Genomic DNA, 18,067 nt, shown 5'->3' with positions numbered 1-18,067 from the left:
GTGCTAGAGAATTCGGCTTCGGCCTCGCCGAGTGCAGCAAGTGCTGTCGGATCGGACGCCAGCCATTCCTCTACGGCTTCGAGTTCCGAGCCTTCCAGCGAGCCGTTCAGGTAGAACGGCAGCAGCGTTTCCATTTCATCGCGGCGCGACATCTTTTCAGCGGCGCTCATGGCCACCCCCTGTCGTAACCGGCGGCCTTGAGGGCCTCACCGAGTTTCTTGCGGGCGTAGAACATCCTGGTCTTGACGGTGGCAACCGGAATGCCGAGCACCTCGCCGATCTCGGCCACCGACTGTCCGTGGTAATAGGCAAGGTCGATCACCGTGCGGTGCTCTTCCGGCAAGGCATCGACGAAGCGCCGCAAGGCGGCGCCCTTGTCTTCCTTCATGGTGACGACTTCCGGTGTATCGGCGCCGTCGGCGATCTGGGCCGCGTCATCGTCGTCGATCCAGTCTTCCTTCTTCTTGCGCAGTGACGACAGCGCCTTGAAGCGGGCGATGCCGAGCAGCCATGTCGAGACTTCCGAGCGCCCCTCGAAGCTTGGCGCCTGGCGCCAGAGTTCGAGAAACACCTCGTTGGCGATATCGTCGGCCATCATTTCCGATCCCGTCTGGCGCACCACGAAGCGGTAGACCCGCGCGTGGTGGCGCATGAACAGGAGCCGCACGGCGGCACGGTCGCCCTTCGCGACCCGGCTGACAAGCGCGCGATCGGTCTCCGTCGCTGCCGTCATGGCCGGTCGAGCCGCCTGGCTCCTGTCTGCTCTGTCGCCGATCGGCCCAAAAAGGTTCACCGCTTTCCGCCCGGATTTTTCTGAAAGCTAGCCGAAGAGCGACAACGTTGCCAGAGTGTTCCCTTCTCCCCCTGTGGGAGAAGGTGGCCGAGCGAAGCTCGGTCGGATGAGGGGTGCTGGACGGATCGCTACACCGAAGAAATAAGCGCTTCAAATTCCTCAATATTTTCACGCCGAGTTTCTTCCAACACCCCTCATCCGTCTTGTCGCTTCGCGACAATTCACCTTCTCCCACAGGGGGAGAAGGGAAGGTGGCCACTCGCCCCAATCAGTCGAGGAACGGCCTGGCCTTCATCGTCGCAGGCACCGGCACGCCGAGGCGGGCAAGCACGGTCGGCGCAAGCTGCAACTGGTCTAACAGCGTGTTGGCCTCCGGCCCCTTGCCCGGGCCGAAATAGTAAAGCGCGAAATCCTGCATCTCGTCGTCATGACCGCCATGATGGCCGCGATCGGTCTGGCCGTGATCGGCGGTGACGATGACCTCGTAGCCGGCTTCCCGCCAGCGCGGCAGGAAGGCTGAGAGCATGCCGTCCATCGCACAGACGGCGTGATCCATCTCATGACAGTCATGGCCGAAGCGGTGGCCCATCGAGTCCAGCGTGCAGGTATGCAGGATGCCGTAGTCGATGCGGTGGCGCCTGGTCAGCATGGTCAGCGTCGCGAACAGGTCGACGTCGCTCGGCGTCATCTGGTTGCGGGCGTTGTAGCCGGTCATGGTGTGGAACCGGCCATGCGTGATTGGCCCGCCGGGCTCGTCGAACTCCATGTCCTCGACCAGATCGAACGGATAGGCCCGGAAGAATTCGGACCAGTAGGAATGAGTGACCGCGCCGGTCTTGCCGCCGGCCTTGCTGACCTCCGAAAATATATCCGGTTGCTCGACGCGGAACCGGTTCTCGTTGGTCAGGATGCCATGCACTTGCGGCGCCACGCCGGTATGGATTGAGGCATAGCAGCAGGCCGAGGTCGACGGCAGAACGGAGCGCATCTTCCAGACGCGCGCTTCGCCTGATTGCACCCAGCCTTCGAGATTGCCCATCAGTCGGCGCCAATTGCGGTAAGGCACGCCGTCGAGGACGATGAGCAGAAGTTTTGTCTTGAGCGCCACCGGGGTGTCTAATTCCCCGCGCTGGCCATGCGCCGTCCCTTGATCGCCTTTTCCAGCCAGCCGATCTCCATTTCGGGGACTGAAGACAAGAGAAGGTCTGTATAGTCGTCGAAGGGCGGCGCCAGCACCTGGCTCTTCGCGCCGTAGCGCACCACCTCGCCGCGATACATTACCGCGATCGAATCGGCGATCGACTTCACCGTGGCAAGGTCGTGGGTAATGAACAGATAGGCGACGTTTTCCTCTTTCTGCAGATCGAGCAGCAGCTTCAGGATGCCGTGGGCCACCAGCGGGTCGAGCGCCGAGGTCACCTCGTCGCAGATGATCAGCTTCGGCTTGGCGGCGAGCGAGCGGGCGATGCAGACGCGCTGTTTCTGGCCGCCGGAAAGCTCGGCCGGGTAGCGGTCGATGAAGCCCTTGCCCATCTCGATCTTGTCGAGCAGCTCGGCGACGCGGGCGTCACGTTGCCTTCCACGCAGACCGAAATAGAATTCGAGCGGCCGGCCGATGATAGTGCCGACGGTTTGACGCGGGTTCATCGCCACGTCGGCCATCTGGTAGATCATCTGCAATTGGCGCAGATCTTCCTTGGGCCGGTCGGCAAGTCGGTTGGCAAGCGGACGTCCGTCGAAGGTGACGGTGCCCTGTTCGGGCGGCAACAGGCCGGTGACGGCGCGCGCCAGTGTCGACTTGCCCGAGCCGGACTCGCCGACCACGGCCAGCGTCTGGCCCGGATAGATGTCGACCGAGACGTTCTTCAGCACCTTGATATGGCTGCGGCCATAGGCGGCGGTGATGTTCTTGACCGACAGGAACGGCGTCGTGCCGGGCTTCTGTTCCTGGTGCTCGATCTCATGCACCGAGACCAGCGCATTGGTGTATTCCTGGCGCGGTTCCTTGATGATCTGACGGGTCCCGCCCCATTCGACCAGCCGGCCGTGGCGCAGCACCATGATCTCGTCCGACACCTGGGCGACGACGGCAAGGTCGTGGGTGATGTAGAGCGCCGCGACATGGGTGTCGCGGATGGCGTCCTTGATCGCCGCAAGCACGTCGATCTGCGTCGTCACGTCGAGCGCCGTTGTCGGCTCGTCGAAGACGATCAGGTCGGGCTCGGAGCACAGCGCCATCGCCGTCATCACACGCTGCAGCTGACCACCCGACACCTGGTGCGGAAAGCGCTCGCCGATGCTTTCGGGGTTCGGCAGGCTGAGCTTCTTGAACAGCGCGACGGCCCGTTTTTCGGCCGCTGCCCGCGTCGCCGTGCCGTGCAGCAGCGTCGCCTCGACCACCTGGTCCATCAATCTGTGCGCCGGGTTGAACGCCGCCGCCGCCGATTGCGCGACATAGCAGACCTCGCGCCCGCGCAGCTTGCGAAAGCCCTCCTTGCCGCCTTTGAGGATGTCGCGGCCGTTGAGGATGACCTCACCGCCGGTGATGCGGACGCCGCCGCGGCCGTAGCCCATCGACGACAGGCCGATGGTCGACTTGCCGGCGCCGGACTCGCCGATCAGGCCGAGCACCTTGCCCTTCTCGAGCGTCAAAGAAACGTCATGGACCAGCACGATGTTCTTCGGCGCCTCGCCCGGCGGGAACACGGTGGCCTCGATGCGCAGATTGCGGATGTCGAGCAGCACGGACTTTGCTCGCTGGTCAGCCATCACCCGCGTCCTCCCTTCAGGCTCGTCGTGCGGTTGAGCACCCAATCGGCGACAAGGTTGACGGAAATCGCCAGCATGGCGATCGCCGCCGCCGGGATGAGCGCAGCCGCGATGCCGAAGACGATGCCGTCCTTGTTTTCCTTGACCATGCCGCCCCAATCGGCGCTGGGCGGCTGCACGCCGAGCCCGAGGAAGGACAGCGTCGACAGGAACAGCACGGCATAGATGAAACGCAAGCCGAGTTCCGAAACCAGCGGCGACAATGCATTGGGCAGGATCTCGCGGAAGATGATCCACACGCTGCCTTCGCCGCGTAGCTTGGCCGCCTCGACGAAATCCATGACGTTGATGTCGACGGCGACCGCCCGCGACAGGCGATAGACGCGGGTCGAGTCGAGGATGCCCATCACCAGGATCAGGGTCACCAGATTGGTCGGCAGCACCGAGAGCACGACGAGGCCCATGATCAGCGTCGGGATCGACATCAGGAGATCGACAAGGCGCGACATAAGCGTGTCGAACCAGCCGCCGAAAACCGCCGCCGAGAAGCCAAGGATGGCGCCGAGCGAGAAAGACAGCGCGGTGGCCAGCACCGCGATGAACAGCGTGACGCGGGCGCCGTAGATCATGCGCGAAAGAAGGTCGCGGCCGAGATTGTCGGTGCCCAGCAAATGTGTCGCCGACATCGGTGCCCAGACGTCGCCGACGATCTCGCCATTGCCGTACGGCGCGATCCACGGCGCGAAGATCGCCGCCAGCACGAACAGCGCCGTCAGCACCAGGCCGATCAGCGCGGGAATGGGGATATGTTTTATATCCAGCACAGCGCCGCCCCTTATTTCGGGTGTCTGAGACGCGGATTGGCGACGATCGCCGCTATGTCCGCAATGATGTTCAGGCTGATATAAACGGCGGCAAAGATCAAGCCGACCGCCTGCACCACCGGTACGTCACGCTTAGTGACGTGGTCGACGAGATATTGCCCCATGCCCGGGTACACGAAGATCACCTCGACCACGACGACGCCGACGATGAGATAGGCGAGGTTGAGCATAACGACGTTGATGATCGGCGCAATCGCATTGGGAAAGGCATGCCTGCGGATGACCGCGAATGCCGAAAGCCCCTTGAGCTCGGCGGTTTCCACATAAGCCGACTGCATGACATTGAGGATCGCGGCGCGCGTCATGCGCATCATGTGGGCGAGCACCACCAGCGTCAGTGCCGCCGCCGGCAGCATGATCGCCTGCATGCGCTCGCCGAACGGCATTCCGTCATAGACCGTCGAGATGCCGGGGAAGATCTGATATTTCACGGCAAAGAAATAGACGAGTACGTAGCCGATGAAGAATTCGGGAAACGACGTCGAGGCAAGCGCCAGTCCGGAGATCAGTTTGTCGACCCAGCCATTGCGGTAACGAACCGCGATCAGGCCGAGGATGATCGCCAGCGGCACGGCCACGACCGCCGCCCAGAACGCGAGGAACAGCGTGTTCCACAACCGCCCCTTGATCGACGTCGCAATATCCTGCCCGCTTGACATGGCAGTGCCGAGATCGCCGGTCACGACGCCTCCGAGCCAGCGGAAATAGCGAATAAAGGCGGGATCGTTGAGGCCGAGCTGCTCACGCAGATTGGCGAGCGACTCCGGTGTCGCCGACTGTCCGAGGATGGCTTGCGCGACGTCGCCGGGCAGGATCTGGGTGCCGGCGAAGATCAGGACCGATACGGCCAACAGCAGGAGGATGCCCAGCGCAATGCGCTGGGCCACCAGTTTCACGATGGGTGAGGACATTTCCGCAAGGCCGGGCTCAGGCTTCGAGCCAGCACTTTGCCAGAGCGTACCCGTTCATCAGCTCCTGATGCGGATCGTCGACCCAGCCGGCGACCTTGGCGCCTGTCGCGTCGATGAACTGGTTGAACATCGGCAGGATCAGGCCACCCTCGTCGCGCACCATGACACCCATGTCGTGGTACATTGCCTTGCGCTTGGCCTCGTCGAGTTCAGCGCGGGCCGCCAGCACCATCTTGTCGAAATCCGGACGCTTGAAACGTGTGTCGTTCCAGTCAGCCGTCGACAGATAGGCGGTCGAGTACATCTGGTCCTGCGTCGAGCGTCCGCCCCAGTAAGAGGCGCAGAAGGGCTGCTTGTTCCAGACTTCCGACCAGTACCCGTCGCCCGGTTCGCGCTTGATCTCCAGCGTGATGCCGGCCTTGGCCGCGCTTTGCTGGAACAGCTGTGCGGCATCGACGGCGCCGGGGAAGGCGACATCCGATGTCCGGAGCAGGACGGCACCCTCATGGCCCGACTTCTTGTAGTGAAACTTGGCCTTGTCGGGATCGTATTTGCGCTGCTCGATATCAGTGAAGAGCGGGTAAGAGGCGTTGATCGGGAAGTCGTTGCCGAGAGAGCCATAGCCGCGCAGCACCTTGTCCAGCATTTCCTCGCGGTCGATCGCCAGCTTCAGCGCCATGCGCAGATCGTTGTTGTCGAACGGCGCCGTGTTGCAGTGCATGATGAAGACGTAGTGGCCGGGGCCTGAATGGTTGCGGATTGTGACGCCGGGCACTCGCTTGATCAGATCGACGATCTTCGGCTCGACGCGGTTGATCATATTGACCTGGCCGCCCTGCAGGGCCGCCGTACGCGCCGTGGCGTCGTTTATGACGATGATCTCGATCTGGTCGGCATGGCCCATCTTGTCGGCCTGCCAGTAATTAGCGAAACGCTCGCCGCCATGGCGCACGCCGGGCTCGTTGGTGGTTATCTTGTAGGGGCCGGCCGAGATGCCGGCATCGGCCTTGTCCTTGCCGCCATTGGGCTGGACGATCAAATGGTAGTCGCTGAGCAGATAGGGCAGGTCGGCATTGGCCTCCTTCAGCGTCAGCACGACTTCCTTGCCGCTGGCCTTGATGCTCTCGATGCCCTTCATGTAGCCGAGCGCGCCCGACTTCGACTTCTCGTCCGAATGGCGTTCGAGCGTGGCGGCCACGTCCTCGGCGGTCACCGTCTTGCCATTGTGGAATTCGACGCCGTCGCGAATCTTCAGCGTCCAGACCTTGGCGTCGTCCGACGAGCCGATCTCCTCGGCAATGCGATTCTCGAGCGTGCCTTCCGGGGAAAGCTCGACGATCAGTTCGCCCCACATCTTGCCGAAGGCGAACGGCACCTGCGTCATGAACAGGGCCGGATCGAGGCTGTTGGTGGACTCGCCACCGACCAGGCCGGCCTTCAGCGTGCCGCCCTTGACCGGACCCGCGGCGCGCGCCGCACTTGAAAGCAGTGAATTGGCGAAGGTCGCAGTGACGCCAAGTGCTGCCGCCCGGCCGAGAAAATCACGGCGGCTCAGTTTGCCGGACGCGACGCGCCGGCTGAGAAATTCCAGTTCGTTAGACATGTTGAGTTCCTCACTCTGTTGGTTCGACCTTGTGGTCGTTTTTTATCATTTCTTGTGAGGGGAATAATGACCGCAAGGGAACGCCGTAAGCAAGACCGAATGCGACATGCCGTGGCGTAAATCGTACGTCGCAATTGGACCAATCCGCATAAGCGCTCAAAGCAGTGCGCGCGGGATTTTCTCTTCGAAATTGCGCTCGAAAACCAGCTTCTCGCCTTCATAGGCTTCGATTTTGGCGCTAACCATGAAGCTTTGCGCGTCGGACCGCATTTCGGCGGATGTTTCGGTGCGCACCGACCATCCGTTTCGCGACAGCGTCTGCGTCCAGTGCGTCTTGCCCGACGCTGACAGCGGATTGTCCGGATGGATCGCCCACGTCTCTCTCGCGATGCTGCCATTGGCAAGGCCATGCTCCAGGTCGCGCACCTCGCCGAAATCGTCGACGATGGAAAGCGTGACGATTCCAGTCTTCTCGTCGCGATCGACACGACGCTCGGAATTGGCGGCACGGACCGTTTCGGTTGCCCAGGGCGTTGCGGCCTCGGGCGTGGGGAACGTGACTTCGTCGCCTTGCGCCAGCGGGCGCAGCGGCAGCTTCAGCGTTGCCGCCGACAGGTCGAGCCGAACCGGTTTCGGCGATGGCCAGATCATCGGCCAGTAGGCGTTCGAAACGGCAATGCGCAGGCGGTGGCCTGATGGCACGCGGTAGGCGCATTGGTCGAGCACGACGCGGGCGCTGACGGTTTCGCCAGGCACCAGCGCTCGCGGGAATTCGTGCGAGTCGCGATGCGTCAGGTTGAGCACGCCATAGGATATCAGCTCGGACGCGCCGTCGGGATGCACGTCGCACAGCCGGATCGCGATGTTCGCCTGCGGTCGATCCGAGGCGACCCGGATCAAAACCTCCGGCGCGCCGACAATGTCGATCGCCTCGCCGAGCGGGGGCTGGTCGAAACACACCGACAGCGCATCGTCGGGGCGCTGGTCACCAGGCAATTCCGGACCGAAGGTGAAGGGAAAGTATTCGCCGCCCGCAATTCCGCAGCTTTGCGGCGAAGCCACGATTGCAGGCTTGGCCCCTTCCGGGATCAGTTCGATCGCCTCAGCCCGGATGTTGGGTGACGGCCATTCCGATTCAGCGACCCAGCGGCCCGGCCGCTCCGGATGCCAGCGCGCGGGGCGCACACTGTCCATCACATAGGCGCGGTAGGCCGGGTCGGCCTCCACGCCGGTGTCGACGTCCTTCAGCCAACGGTCCCACCAGCGCAAGGCCTCCTGCAGGAAGCCGATCGCTGGTTTCGGTGCTGCGTAATGCGGGTATTTGTGGATCCACGGGCCGACGATGCCCTTGACCGGCGCCTCGATGTTGGCGGCGAGATGGGAAATCGTATTGCGATACCCATCGTGCCAGCCGCCGATCGACAGCACGGCGGCTTTAATGGCGGAATAGTCCTCGCAGATCGAACCGCGCTTCCAATAGGCGTCGCGGTGCTGGTGCTTCAGCCACAGCGGCGCCAGGAAGGGCTGGTTCTCCAGCCGGGTCAGCCACAGGTCGCGCCATCGGTTGTCGCCGGCCAGCAGCGGGTCCGGCGGCCGCGACGAATAGGACAGCATGGTCGAGGCCCAGCCGAAATTCTCGATCAGCAGGCAGCCGCCCTTGTAGTGGATGTCATCGGCATAGCGGTCGACGGTCGAGCACAGGCTGATCACCGCCTTCAGCGCCGGTGGCTGCTTGGCCGCAACCTGCAGGCAATTGAAGCCGCCCCAGGAGATGCCCATCATGCCGACATTGCCGTTGCACCAGGGCTGGGAAGCCGCCCAGGCGATCACGTCGCAGGCGTCCTGCAATTCCTGCTCGGAATATTCGTCGTCCATCAGCCCTTCGGAATCGCCATTGCCGCGCATGTCGACCCGGATCGATGCGTAGCCGTGGCCGGCGAAATAGGGATGCGTCAGCTGATCGCGAAAGATCGTGCTGTCGCGCTTGCGGTAAGGCAGATGCTCGAGGATCGCCGGCACCGGATCGTCGCTGGCGTCGTCGGGCATCCACACCCGCGCCGACAGCCGGCAGCCATCCGGCATGACGATCCCCATATCCGGAAATTCGACGACTTTTCGGGGGAATTCAGTGACGGTTTTCATGCTGGGCATAACGCCCCGCAGCGAGGCGACTTTCAATCACTATTCGCGACTGGAGCAGAAAAATGTGCGACCTGTCAGGGAGTGGAGCTATCGCAACTCGTCCAGCAGTTCGGGATGCTTCTCCAACAGCGTCATCAACTGAATGGTCGGGCCACTCGGCTCGATCAGACCCCGTTCGTATTTGTCGAAAGCGTTCTCGCCGACCTTGAACAGGGATCCTGCCTCGCGCTGCGACAGTTTGAGCTTTGTGCGCACGCGACGTATGGTGGCCGGTGCCGGAACGCCGTCGATCTTTTCTTTGAGTATGCGGAGCGCCGCGTCGGCGACAGTCATGTCCTCTCCGACATGCACACCCTCATCTCCCGACGGGGGATAATAACCCGGCAGATCGACGATCATGCTCTCGCCCTTGTAGGTCACAGTGAACGGACGCACTCCACGCGTCAGCGTTTCTCCTGTTTCAGGGGAGATCATGGTATTCGTTTCACTGCTTTCTTTTCTCGCCATAATCATTTTTCCTTGAACGACATGACCGTGAATTCGGTCACGACATCCGCCTGAAATTTCACGTAGAGAACCAGATCGCGTGCTGGCACGTGATAGACATCTTGCCAGACACGGTGGTCGGCGAATGTCGTCATTGACTTTACAAACATCTTCCGCGTGATACCGCCGATCACCTCGACAACGCCGGCGCGATCAAAGCCCCAGCGTGTCGACAGAACCCAATTCGGCCTTGGTTGCATCAAGATCGTAAGTGGTCTGCGTTTCTCCATAACGCAAGATGCCACCATAAAGGGGGCAATTCAAGCCATTGAACCTTGCCGCATTCAACTCAACGGAATGTCGTTCTCGGCCTTGCTCGCTTGGTAAGCGCTGGACAGTTCGTCATAGCGCGCCGAAATTGTGCCGACCCGCGTTTCCAGCCGCAGGCGCTCGGCCTCGGGTAGCGATCGCACTAATTTGCGGATCGAAAAGCTCTTCCAATAGGCGTTCTCGGCATTGTAGCCGCCGGGGTCGAGGGTGAAGACCTCCTTCAGGATCTTCAGATCGTGCGGGATGGCGAAGCTGTCGCGCGAATCCTCATGCGAAAACAGATAGTAGAAATTATCGAAGCCGGTCCAGGTGATCGCCGACAGGCAGAGCGAGCAGGGTTCGTGCGTGGCGAGAAAAATGGCGTCTTTGGTGTCGACGCGCTCGGCCCGCGGCATTTCATAGAACCGCTTCAGGCAGTGCACCTCGCCATGCCAGAGCGGATTTTCCGTCTCGTTGTTGGTTTCGGCGAGCACCAGCGAGCGGTCGCCCTTTCTCAGGATCGCCGCGCCGAACAGCTTATTGCCGTGGGCGACGCCTTCGGCCGTCTTCGGCACGATGTCGTGCTCGATGACGTCGAGCAGTCGGTCGATCAGCGAAACGTCGGCCGTCATGCGGTTCCACCGGGGAGATCGATCTCGTAAGCGTGCGAGAAATGGCACTCTTCGAGGTTGGAGCCGTCGCCACCGCGGTCGACGACGAGAAAATCTTGGGCCTCGCCGATCGGCGTCAGCACGCCGTGCCACCGATTGCGCGGAAAGTTGACGCCTTGCCCTGGCGCGGTGATGAAGGCGTGCGGCTCTCCTGGACCTTCGTCGCTATCATGGCAGACGACGACCAGGAACGGCCGTGGCGACAGCGGGATGAAAGCCTGGCTGCCGAACGGATGACGCTCGACCATGGTCAGCTTCAGCGGGAAATCGTAAGGCGTGCCCCGCACCAGGGAGATCAGCACGCGCGCATTCGGCCCCAGCGCTTCGGCGGTGGCGAGGTCGTGGTAGCGTTCCGCCTTGCCGCCATTGATCGGGTAGTGATTGTCGCCGCCCATATCGATGACGTCGCCGAATTCGGCGAAGTTCTCGCGGGTCAGCGAGCGCGCGACGATACGGCTCATGGCACACGCTTCGCGATGCCGGCACCGCCAAGCTTGGCGTGCCGGTTGACGTCCTTGTAGAGAAGATAGCGGAACTTGCCGGGCCCGCCGGCATAGCAGGCCTGCGGGCAGAAGGCGCGCAGCCACATATAGTCGCCGGCCTCGACCTCGACCCAGTCCTGGTTGAGGCGATAGACCGCCTTGCCTTCCAGCACATAGAGGCCATGCTCCATCACATGCGTCTCGGCGAAGGGGATGACCGCGCCCGGCTCGAGCGTAACGAGGGTGATATGCATGTCGTGGCGCATGTCTTCAGGATCGACGAAGCGCGTTGTCGCCCATCTGCCTTCGGTGCCGGGCATGGGTGTCGGCGCGACGTCCTGTTCGTTTGCAAAAAGGGCTTGCGGCGTATCGATGCCCTCGACGGCTTCGTAGGCTTTTCGGATCCAGTGGAAACGGACAGCTTCATCGCTCTCGTTGCGAACGGTCCATTCGCTGGCCGGCGGCAGGAAAGCAAAGCCGCCCGGCTGCAGAACATGTTTCTCGCCAGCCAGCAAAACGCTCAGCTCGCCCTCGACCACGAACAGGGCGCCCTCGGCGCCGCCATCCGGTTCCGGCCGGTCGCTGCCGCCGCCGGGCGCCACCTCGACGATATATTGCGAGAACGTCTCGGCAAAACCCGAGAGCGGGCGCGACAGCACCCAGACGCGGGTCTTGTCCCAGAACGGCAAGGCGCTGGTGACGATGTCCTGCATCACGCCCCTTGGAATGACGGCATAGGCCTCGGTGAAGACGGCGCGGCCGGTCAGCAGCTCACTCTGGCCAGGGTGGCCGCCATGCGGTGCGTAGTAGGTTCGGTCGGCCATTTTTATATCCATCAGTGCCAAGCCTGTTTCGGAAGCCAAAGCCTATTGCGGAAGCCAAATCTATTGCGGAAGCATGTCCCTGAGGCGGAGCAGTGCGATGCGCTCGACCTGTTTGCAGGCGGTGTCGAATTCAACATCGTGGCTGTTGCCGCTGCGCGCCTCGAACTCCGCCAGGATTTCCGCCTTGGTCTTGCCTTTCACCGCGATAATGAACGGGAAGCCGAAACTGGTGACGTAGGCGGCATTTAGCTTGGAGAACAACTCGCGCTCCTTGTCGGTCAGCGCGTCGAGGCCGGCGGAAGCCTGCTCCCTCGTCGATTCCGCCGTCAGCCGCTTGGCCTGCGCCAGTTTGCCGGCGAGGTCGGGATGGGCGTTGAGCACGGAGAGCCGCTCGGCCTCGCTGGCCGCCCGAAAGACGCGGCACAACGCATTGTGGAGGCCGCCGGCACTGTCATGCGCCGGGCCGAGCTCCAGTTCGTAGGCGCGCTCGGCGATCCACGGCGAATGCTCGAACACGCCGCCGAAAGCGTGGACGAAAGCCTCGAATTCCATTTTCGAAGGGCGCAGCGCCGGCGGCCGAAACGGATGGGTCTCCTGCCAATGCCTTGCGATATCGATGCGCCGCGCCAGCCATACCTTGTCATGCGATTTGACGTAGTCGACAAAACGCTTCAGCGCCGCGACCCGGCCCGGCCGGCCGACGAGACGGCAGTGCAGGCCGATATTCATCATGCGCGGCCGTCCTGCCTTGCCCTCGGCATAGAGCGTGTCGAAACTGTCCCTGAGATAGGTGAAGAACTGGTCGCCCGAGTTGAAGCCTTGCGGCGTGGCGAAACGCATGTCGTTGGCGTCGAGCGTATAGGGGATGATGAGCTGCGGCTTTGTCGACCCATCCGGCCTATCATGCTCGAACCAGTAAGGCAGTTCGTCGTCATAGGTGTCCGACACATAGTCGAAGCCGCCCTCTTCCGCCGCCAGCCGCACGGTGTTGATCGAAGTGCGGCCGGTGTACCAGCCCGTCGGCCGTGCCCCTGTCACCTCGTAATGCAGGCTAACAGCCGCTTCCATATCGCGGCGCTCGTCTTCCGGTGCATGGTCGCGGTAGTCGATCCATCGCAGTCCGTGCGAGGCGATCTCCCAGCCGGCCCCCTGCATCGCCGCGACCTGGTCGGGCGAACGCGCCAGCGCTGTGGCGACGCCGTAGCAGGTCACCGGCACCTCAGCCTCGCTGAACAGACGCAGCAATCGCCAGAAGCCGGCACGGGCGCCATATTCGTAGATCGATTCCATGTTCCAGTGGCGCTGGCCAAGCCATGGTGCGGCGCCGACGATCTCGGACAGGAAGGCCTCCGAAGCCTTGTCGCCATGCAGGACGCAGTTCTCGCCGCCTTCCTCGTAATTGACGACGAACTGCACCGCGACATGCGCCGCGCCAGGCCATTTCGGATCCGGCGGATTGGCGCCGTAGCCGCGCATGTCTCGTTCGTAACGCATTGTCGCTCCTGCCGGATGGTGTGATCAGGATAGTCGAAAGGGCCGCTTGCGCATTCCCCCGAAATTTTTGAAAGTGTTTTCGCAGCACTCCGCTCGACCGGAACTTATGCATCGCCTTTAATTGGCGCACAATTCGTCAAACATGTTCGACCGTACCGGGAATGGGAGCAGCCAGTGGCGGAAACGTCGAAAGCCGAAGGCGGACGTCTGACGACCCATGTCCTCGACACCGCAACCGGCAGGCCGGCGGCAGGCCTGTCGATCGACCTTTATCGCATCGACGGCGATATGCGGACGCATCTGAAGACGGCGGTCACCAATGCCGACGGCCGCTGTGACGCGCCGCTGCTTGCCGACGCGCAATTCCGCACCGGCGAATACGAGCTGGTCTTCGCGGCCGGCGACTATCTGCGCCGGCAGGGGTTGAGGCTGCCGGAACCGGCCTTCCTCGACAGCGTGCCGATCCGCTTCGGCATGGCCGAGCCCGTGCACTATCATGTGCCGCTGCTTATATCGCCCTACGGCTATTCGACCTATCGGGGGAGCTGAGACATGATGAGGCTCAAAGCACGCAGCGAGATACGCTTCATCCTCAATGGCGAGAACGTTGCGTTGACCAAGGTTACGCCCGACGAGACCTTGCTCGACTGGCTCCGGCTCGAGCGCTCGCTGCGCGGCACCAAGGAAGGCTGCGCCGAGGGTGATTGCGGCGCCTGCACCGTGCTGGTCGGAAGGCTCTCGGCCGGCCGGCTGGTCTATGAAAGCGTCAATGCCTGCATCCGCTTCCTCGGCTCGCTCGATAGCACGCACGTCGTGACCGTGGAGCATCTGCGCGGCGACGGCGATAGACTGCATCCGGTGCAGCAGGCGATGGTCGATTTCCACGGCTCGCAATGCGGCTTCTGCACGCCGGGCTTCGTCATGTCGCTTTACGCCCTGTGGATGCGGTCGCCGGAGCCGTCGGATGCGGCCATCGAAAAGGCGCTGCAGGGCAATCTCTGCCGCTGCACCGGCTACGAAGCGATCATACGGGCGGCGCGTGCCATCTCCAGCTATGGCAAGGCGGCAAAGGACCCGCTGGCTGCGGAGCGCAAGGCGATCGCCGAGAAGCTCGCAGCCATGAAAGACGGTACGCGCATCGAGATCGGCGCCGGCAAGCAGCGGCTGGTCGTGCCTGTCAATGCCGACGACCTCGCTGCCGTGCTCGACAAGGAGCCGGGCGCCACCATCGTTGCCGGTTCGACCGATGTCGGCCTGTGGGTAACCAAGCATATGCGCGAGATATCGCCGGCGATTTTCATAGGCAATCTCGACGGGCTGTGCGGGATTTCCGAGGACAAGGGCATCATCTCGATCGGCGCCGGTGTCACCTACACGGAGGCGTTCTCGACGCTGGCCAAGCGCATCCCGGCGCTGGGCCCACTGTTCGATCGCATCGGCGGCGACCAGGTGCGCAATATGGGCACGATCGGCGGCAACATCGCCAACGGCTCGCCGATCGGCGACACCCCGCCGCCGCTGATCGCTTTGGGTGCGCGGCTGACGCTGCGCCGCGGCAACAAGCGGCGAACCATCCCGCTCGAAGATTTCTTCATCGCCTATGGCAAGCAGGACCGGCAGCCGGGCGAATTCGTCGAGGCCGTGCATGTCGCGGTGCCGACCAGGGACACCAACTTCGCCGTCTACAAGATCACCAAGCGCCGTGACGAGGACATCACCGCAGCACTTGGCGCATTCCTGCTGACGCTGGCCAGCGATGGCACCGTGGCGGAGGTGCGTATCGCTTATGGCGGCATGGCTGCAACGCCGAAGCGTGCCTTCGGCGTGGAAAAGGCATTGCTCGGCAAGCCCTGGACGGAGGCGACGGTCGAGGCGGCGATGGCCGAATACGCCAAAGATTTCACCCCGCTGACCGACATGCGAGCGAGCGCCGAATACCGGGCACTGGCGGCACGCAACCTGCTTCTACGCTTCTTTGCCGAGACCAGCGGCACCAAGGCGCCGATCCAGGTGTCGCGGTACGAGGCAGCGTGATGACCAAGCACGCTCCAAGCCTCAAGGCGCAAAAAATCTCCGGCGGCGTTGCCGCCGATCAGCGCCATGATTCCGCGCACAAGCATGTCCGCGGCACGGCCGTCTATATCGACGACATGCCGGAATCATCAGGCACGCTGCATGGCTGCCTTGGGCTTTCGACGGCCACGCACGCCACCATCACCAGCATGGACCTGTCGGCGGTGCGCGCAGCATCCGGTGTCGTCGACGTGCTGACGGCCAGCGATGTGCCGGGCGAGAACGATATTTCGCCGACCGGCCGTCACGACGAACCGGTGCTCGCCGACGGCAAGGTGCAATTCTTCGGCCAGCCGATCTTCTGCGTCATCGCCGAAACGCGCGAGCAGGCGCGCCGCGCCACGAGGCTGGCCAAGGTCGAATACCGGGAATTGCCCTTCATCGCCGACATCGGTGCACTTGATCCCCGCAAGGACAAGCTGGTCACGCCGCCGCTGACCTTGAAGCGTGGCGATGCCGCCGCCGCCATCAAAGCGGCGCCGCGCCGGCTGAAGGGAAAAATGCGCATCGGCGGGCAGGATCATTTTTATCTCGAAGGCCAGATCGCCATGGCCGTTCCCGGTGAGGACCAGGACGTCACGATTTATTCCTCGACCCAGCATCCTAGTGAAATCCAGCATATGGTCAGCCATGCACTCGGCGTGCCGAGCCATGCCATCACGGTCGAGATCCGCCGCATGGGCGGCGGCTTCGGCGGCAAGGAAACGCAAGGCAATCAGTTTGCAGTATTGGCCGCTATCGCCGCGAAGAAACATCATCGCGCGGTGAAAATCCGCCCCGACCGCGACGACGACATGATCGCTACCGGCAAGCGCCATGACTTCCTCGTCGACTACGAGGTCGGCTTCGACGACGAGGGCAATATCCTCGGCGTCGATTTCATGTTCGCGGCGCGTTGCGGCTTCTCGGCGGACCTGTCAGGCCCGGTCACTGACCGCGCTCTGTTCCACTGCGACAACACCTATTTCTGGCCGGCTGTGCACGCGCAGTCGGCGCCGCTCTATACCAACACTGTGTCGAACACCGCCTTCCGCGGTTTCGGCGGGCCGCAAGGCATGGTCGGCGCCGAGCGTGTCATCGAAGAGGTCGCCTTTGCCGTCGGCAAGGACCCGCTCGAAATCCGCAAGAAGAACTTTTATGGCACCAGCGACCGCAACGTCACGCCGTATCACCAGACGGTCGAGGACAACATCATCCACCGCATCGTCGCCGAACTGGAGGCGAGTTGCGACTATGCGAGGCGTCGTCGCACCATTGAAGCCTTCAACGCCAACAGCCGCTTCATCAAGCGTGGATTGGCGCTGACGCCGGTCAAGTTCGGCATCTCGTTCACCGCCACTCACTACAATCAGGCCGGCGCGCTGGTGCATGTCTACACCGATGGGTCGGTGCATCTGAACCATGGCGGCACCGAAATGGGGCAGGGCCTCTACGTCAAGGTGGCGCAGGTGGTCGCGGAAGAATTCCAGATCGATCTCGACCAGGTCAAGATCACCGCCACGACAACCGGCAAGGTGCCGAACACCTCGGCGACCGCCGCATCGTCCGGTTCCGACCTCAACGGCATGGCGGCGCAGAACGCAGCCCGGCAGATCAAGGATCGGCTGACCAATTTCGCTGCTGAAAAATACCAGGTGCCGCGCGACCAGGTGCTGTTCCTGCCCAACCGGGTGCGCATCGGCAACCAGGAAATCGCCTTCGCCGATCTCGTCAGGCAGGCCTACATGGCGCGTATCCAGCTTTCGGCGGCGGGCTTCTACAAAACGCCGAAAATCCATTGGGATCGTGACAAGGGCGAGGGGCGCCCCTTCTATTATTTCGCCTATGGCGCCGCATGCTCGGAAGTCTCGGTCGACACGCTGACCGGCGAATACATGGTCGAGCGCACCGACATCCTGCACGAGACCGGCCGCTCGCTGAACCGCGCCATCGACCTCGGCCAGGTCGAGGGCGGTTTCATCCAGGGCATGGGCTGGCTGACGACGGAGGAATTGTGGTGGGACGACAAGGGCCGGCTGCGCACCCATGCGCCGTCGACCTACAAGATCCCGCTCGCTTCGGACCGGCCAAAGATTTTCAACGTGACGCTGGCCGACTGGCCGGAAGCGAGCGAGCCGACGGTGCATCGCTCCAAGGCGGTCGGCGAGCCGCCTCTCCCGCTCGGCATCTCGGTGCTGCATGCGCTGTCGGACGCGGTGGCGAGCGTTGCCGACCACCGGATCTGCCCGCGCCTCGATGCACCGGCGACGCCGGAGCGGGTGCTGATGGCGATCGAACGGCTGAAAGAGGAGGCCAAGGCCGGCACGTGAACCCAGCCTCGGAAATCCCAGGAAGCGTGCAATCCGGGCCGAAAACTCTATATTTCCCGATAGGGAATGCGAATGATGAACGCGAATGTGCAAAGCCTGAAAGCCTTTCTTGCGCGCGCCAGCCGGGTCGCCCTGGTCGAGGTGGCCGGGACAAAAGGCTCGACGCCACGCGAGAAGGGCGCCTTCATGCTCGTCTCGGGCGCAGCAATTTTTGGCACGATCGGCGGCGGCCAACTCGAATACATGGCAATCGACAAGGCACGGCAGATGTTTTTCTCCCCCCTTGAGGGGGAGATGGCCGCGAAGCGGCCAGAGGG

General features: G+C 62.9%; 17 protein-coding genes and 1 pseudogene. 4 read left to right on the top strand and 14 right to left on the bottom strand.

The features are described from left to right. The 14 genes and pseudogenes from E5W87_RS22935 to puuE form a co-directional block, all read right to left on the bottom strand. Positions 1–170: pseudogene (locus E5W87_RS22935) on the bottom strand (anti-sigma factor); the annotation flags it as partial. Then, positions 167–733 (bottom strand): sigma-70 family RNA polymerase sigma factor, encoded by a 567-nt coding sequence (locus E5W87_RS22930; protein WP_292402640.1) that lies wholly within the window; start codon positions 731–733, stop codon positions 167–169. The gene E5W87_RS22930 and the pseudogene E5W87_RS22935, both read right to left, overlap by 4 nt. Positions 734–1,061: 328 nt before the next feature. Next, positions 1,062–1,901, bottom strand: coding sequence for an alkaline phosphatase family protein (locus E5W87_RS22925; RefSeq protein ID WP_292402637.1), 840 nt, complete (start codon positions 1,899–1,901; stop codon positions 1,062–1,064). 8 nt (positions 1,902–1,909) lie between these two features. Further along, on the bottom strand, positions 1,910–3,562 hold the full coding sequence (locus tag E5W87_RS22920) for an ABC transporter ATP-binding protein (protein WP_292402634.1): 1,653 nt from the start codon (positions 3,560–3,562) through the stop codon (positions 1,910–1,912). Beyond that, positions 3,562–4,383 (bottom strand): ABC transporter permease, encoded by an 822-nt coding sequence (locus E5W87_RS22915; RefSeq protein ID WP_287115682.1) that lies wholly within the window; start codon positions 4,381–4,383, stop codon positions 3,562–3,564. The genes E5W87_RS22920 and E5W87_RS22915 overlap by 1 nt, the downstream gene beginning before the upstream one ends. A gap of 14 nt (positions 4,384–4,397) precedes the next feature. Continuing rightward, positions 4,398–5,357 (bottom strand): ABC transporter permease, encoded by a 960-nt coding sequence (locus E5W87_RS22910; RefSeq protein ID WP_023796836.1) that lies wholly within the window; start codon positions 5,355–5,357, stop codon positions 4,398–4,400. A gap of 16 nt (positions 5,358–5,373) precedes the next feature. Beyond that, positions 5,374–6,960, bottom strand: coding sequence for an ABC transporter substrate-binding protein (locus E5W87_RS22905; RefSeq protein WP_292402631.1), 1,587 nt, complete (start codon positions 6,958–6,960; stop codon positions 5,374–5,376). Between the two features lie 156 nt (positions 6,961–7,116). Continuing rightward, positions 7,117–9,102, bottom strand: coding sequence for a CocE/NonD family hydrolase (locus E5W87_RS22900; protein ID WP_292402626.1), 1,986 nt, complete (start codon positions 9,100–9,102; stop codon positions 7,117–7,119). Positions 9,103–9,189: 87 nt separating this feature from the next. Then, the gene (locus E5W87_RS22895) at positions 9,190–9,609 is read right to left on the bottom strand and encodes a type II toxin-antitoxin system MqsA family antitoxin (protein WP_292402623.1); all 420 of its coding nucleotides are present in this window, start codon (positions 9,607–9,609) and stop codon (positions 9,190–9,192) included. 2 nt (positions 9,610–9,611) lie between these two features. Then, on the bottom strand, positions 9,612–9,848 hold the full coding sequence (locus E5W87_RS22890; protein WP_292402620.1) for a type II toxin-antitoxin system MqsR family toxin: 237 nt from the start codon (positions 9,846–9,848) through the stop codon (positions 9,612–9,614). 84 nt (positions 9,849–9,932) lie between these two features. Continuing rightward, a complete protein-coding gene (locus E5W87_RS22885) occupies positions 9,933–10,529 on the bottom strand; it encodes a nucleoside deaminase (protein WP_292402618.1) in 597 nt (198 codons plus the stop codon). Next, positions 10,526–11,029: an ureidoglycolate lyase gene (locus E5W87_RS22880; protein WP_292402616.1), complete on the bottom strand. Its 504-nt coding sequence runs from the start codon at positions 11,027–11,029 to the stop codon at positions 10,526–10,528. The genes E5W87_RS22885 and E5W87_RS22880 overlap by 4 nt, the downstream gene beginning before the upstream one ends. Further along, complete coding sequence (locus tag E5W87_RS22875; RefSeq protein WP_292402613.1) at positions 11,026–11,886, bottom strand: bifunctional allantoicase/(S)-ureidoglycine aminohydrolase; 861 nt, start codon at positions 11,884–11,886, stop codon at positions 11,026–11,028. Before E5W87_RS22875 ends, E5W87_RS22880 begins: the two co-directional genes overlap by 4 nt. Before the next feature lie 48 nt (positions 11,887–11,934). Continuing rightward, positions 11,935–13,368, bottom strand: coding sequence for an allantoinase PuuE (gene puuE / locus E5W87_RS22870; protein WP_292402610.1), 1,434 nt, complete (start codon positions 13,366–13,368; stop codon positions 11,935–11,937). A 174-nt stretch (positions 13,369–13,542) separates the two neighbouring features. On the opposite strand from puuE, the gene uraH reads away from it, so the two are divergent. The 4 genes from uraH to E5W87_RS22850 all read left to right on the top strand — a co-directional run. Beyond that, entirely contained in the window at positions 13,543–13,917 is a 375-nt protein-coding gene (gene uraH / locus E5W87_RS22865; RefSeq protein ID WP_292402607.1) for a hydroxyisourate hydrolase, read from the top strand. Between the two features lie 3 nt (positions 13,918–13,920). Next, complete coding sequence (gene xdhA, locus E5W87_RS22860; RefSeq protein WP_292402604.1) at positions 13,921–15,402, top strand: xanthine dehydrogenase small subunit; 1,482 nt, start codon at positions 13,921–13,923, stop codon at positions 15,400–15,402. Next, entirely contained in the window at positions 15,402–17,750 is a 2,349-nt protein-coding gene (gene xdhB / locus E5W87_RS22855; RefSeq protein WP_292402600.1) for a xanthine dehydrogenase molybdopterin binding subunit, read from the top strand. The genes xdhA and xdhB overlap by 1 nt, the downstream gene beginning before the upstream one ends. Before the next feature lie 75 nt (positions 17,751–17,825). Further along, on the top strand, positions 17,826–18,067 hold a 242-nt coding region (locus tag E5W87_RS22850), incomplete at its 3' end, for an XdhC family protein (protein ID WP_292402598.1).

The sequence above is a fragment of the Mesorhizobium sp. genome (assembly GCF_004962925.1).
Classification (GTDB): Bacteria; Pseudomonadota; Alphaproteobacteria; order Rhizobiales; family Rhizobiaceae; genus Mesorhizobium.
This window is presented reverse-complemented; position numbering and strand designations above follow the sequence as displayed.

Coding starts and splice junctions, on each gene's coding strand:
- E5W87_RS22905 (WP_292402631.1), bottom strand. CDS start 6,960: ATGTCTAACGAACTGGAATTTCTCAGCCGGCGCGTCGCGTCCGGCAAA.
- xdhA (WP_292402604.1), top strand. CDS start 13,921: ATGATGAGGCTCAAAGCACGCAGCGAGATACGCTTCATCCTCAATGGC.
- E5W87_RS22880 (WP_292402616.1), bottom strand. CDS start 11,029: ATGAGCCGTATCGTCGCGCGCTCGCTGACCCGCGAGAACTTCGCCGAA.
- xdhB (WP_292402600.1), top strand. CDS start 15,402: ATGACCAAGCACGCTCCAAGCCTCAAGGCGCAAAAAATCTCCGGCGGC.
- E5W87_RS22900 (WP_292402626.1), bottom strand. CDS start 9,102: ATGAAAACCGTCACTGAATTCCCCCGAAAAGTCGTCGAATTTCCGGAT.
- E5W87_RS22890 (WP_292402620.1), bottom strand. CDS start 9,848: ATGCAACCAAGGCCGAATTGGGTTCTGTCGACACGCTGGGGCTTTGAT.
- E5W87_RS22895 (WP_292402623.1), bottom strand. CDS start 9,609: ATGGCGAGAAAAGAAAGCAGTGAAACGAATACCATGATCTCCCCTGAA.
- E5W87_RS22930 (WP_292402640.1), bottom strand. CDS start 733: ATGACGGCAGCGACGGAGACCGATCGCGCGCTTGTCAGCCGGGTCGCG.
- E5W87_RS22875 (WP_292402613.1), bottom strand. CDS start 11,886: ATGGATATAAAAATGGCCGACCGAACCTACTACGCACCGCATGGCGGC.
- E5W87_RS22885 (WP_292402618.1), bottom strand. CDS start 10,529: ATGACGGCCGACGTTTCGCTGATCGACCGACTGCTCGACGTCATCGAG.
- E5W87_RS22910 (WP_023796836.1), bottom strand. CDS start 5,357: ATGTCCTCACCCATCGTGAAACTGGTGGCCCAGCGCATTGCGCTGGGC.
- puuE (WP_292402610.1), bottom strand. CDS start 13,368: ATGCGTTACGAACGAGACATGCGCGGCTACGGCGCCAATCCGCCGGAT.
- E5W87_RS22920 (WP_292402634.1), bottom strand. CDS start 3,562: ATGGCTGACCAGCGAGCAAAGTCCGTGCTGCTCGACATCCGCAATCTG.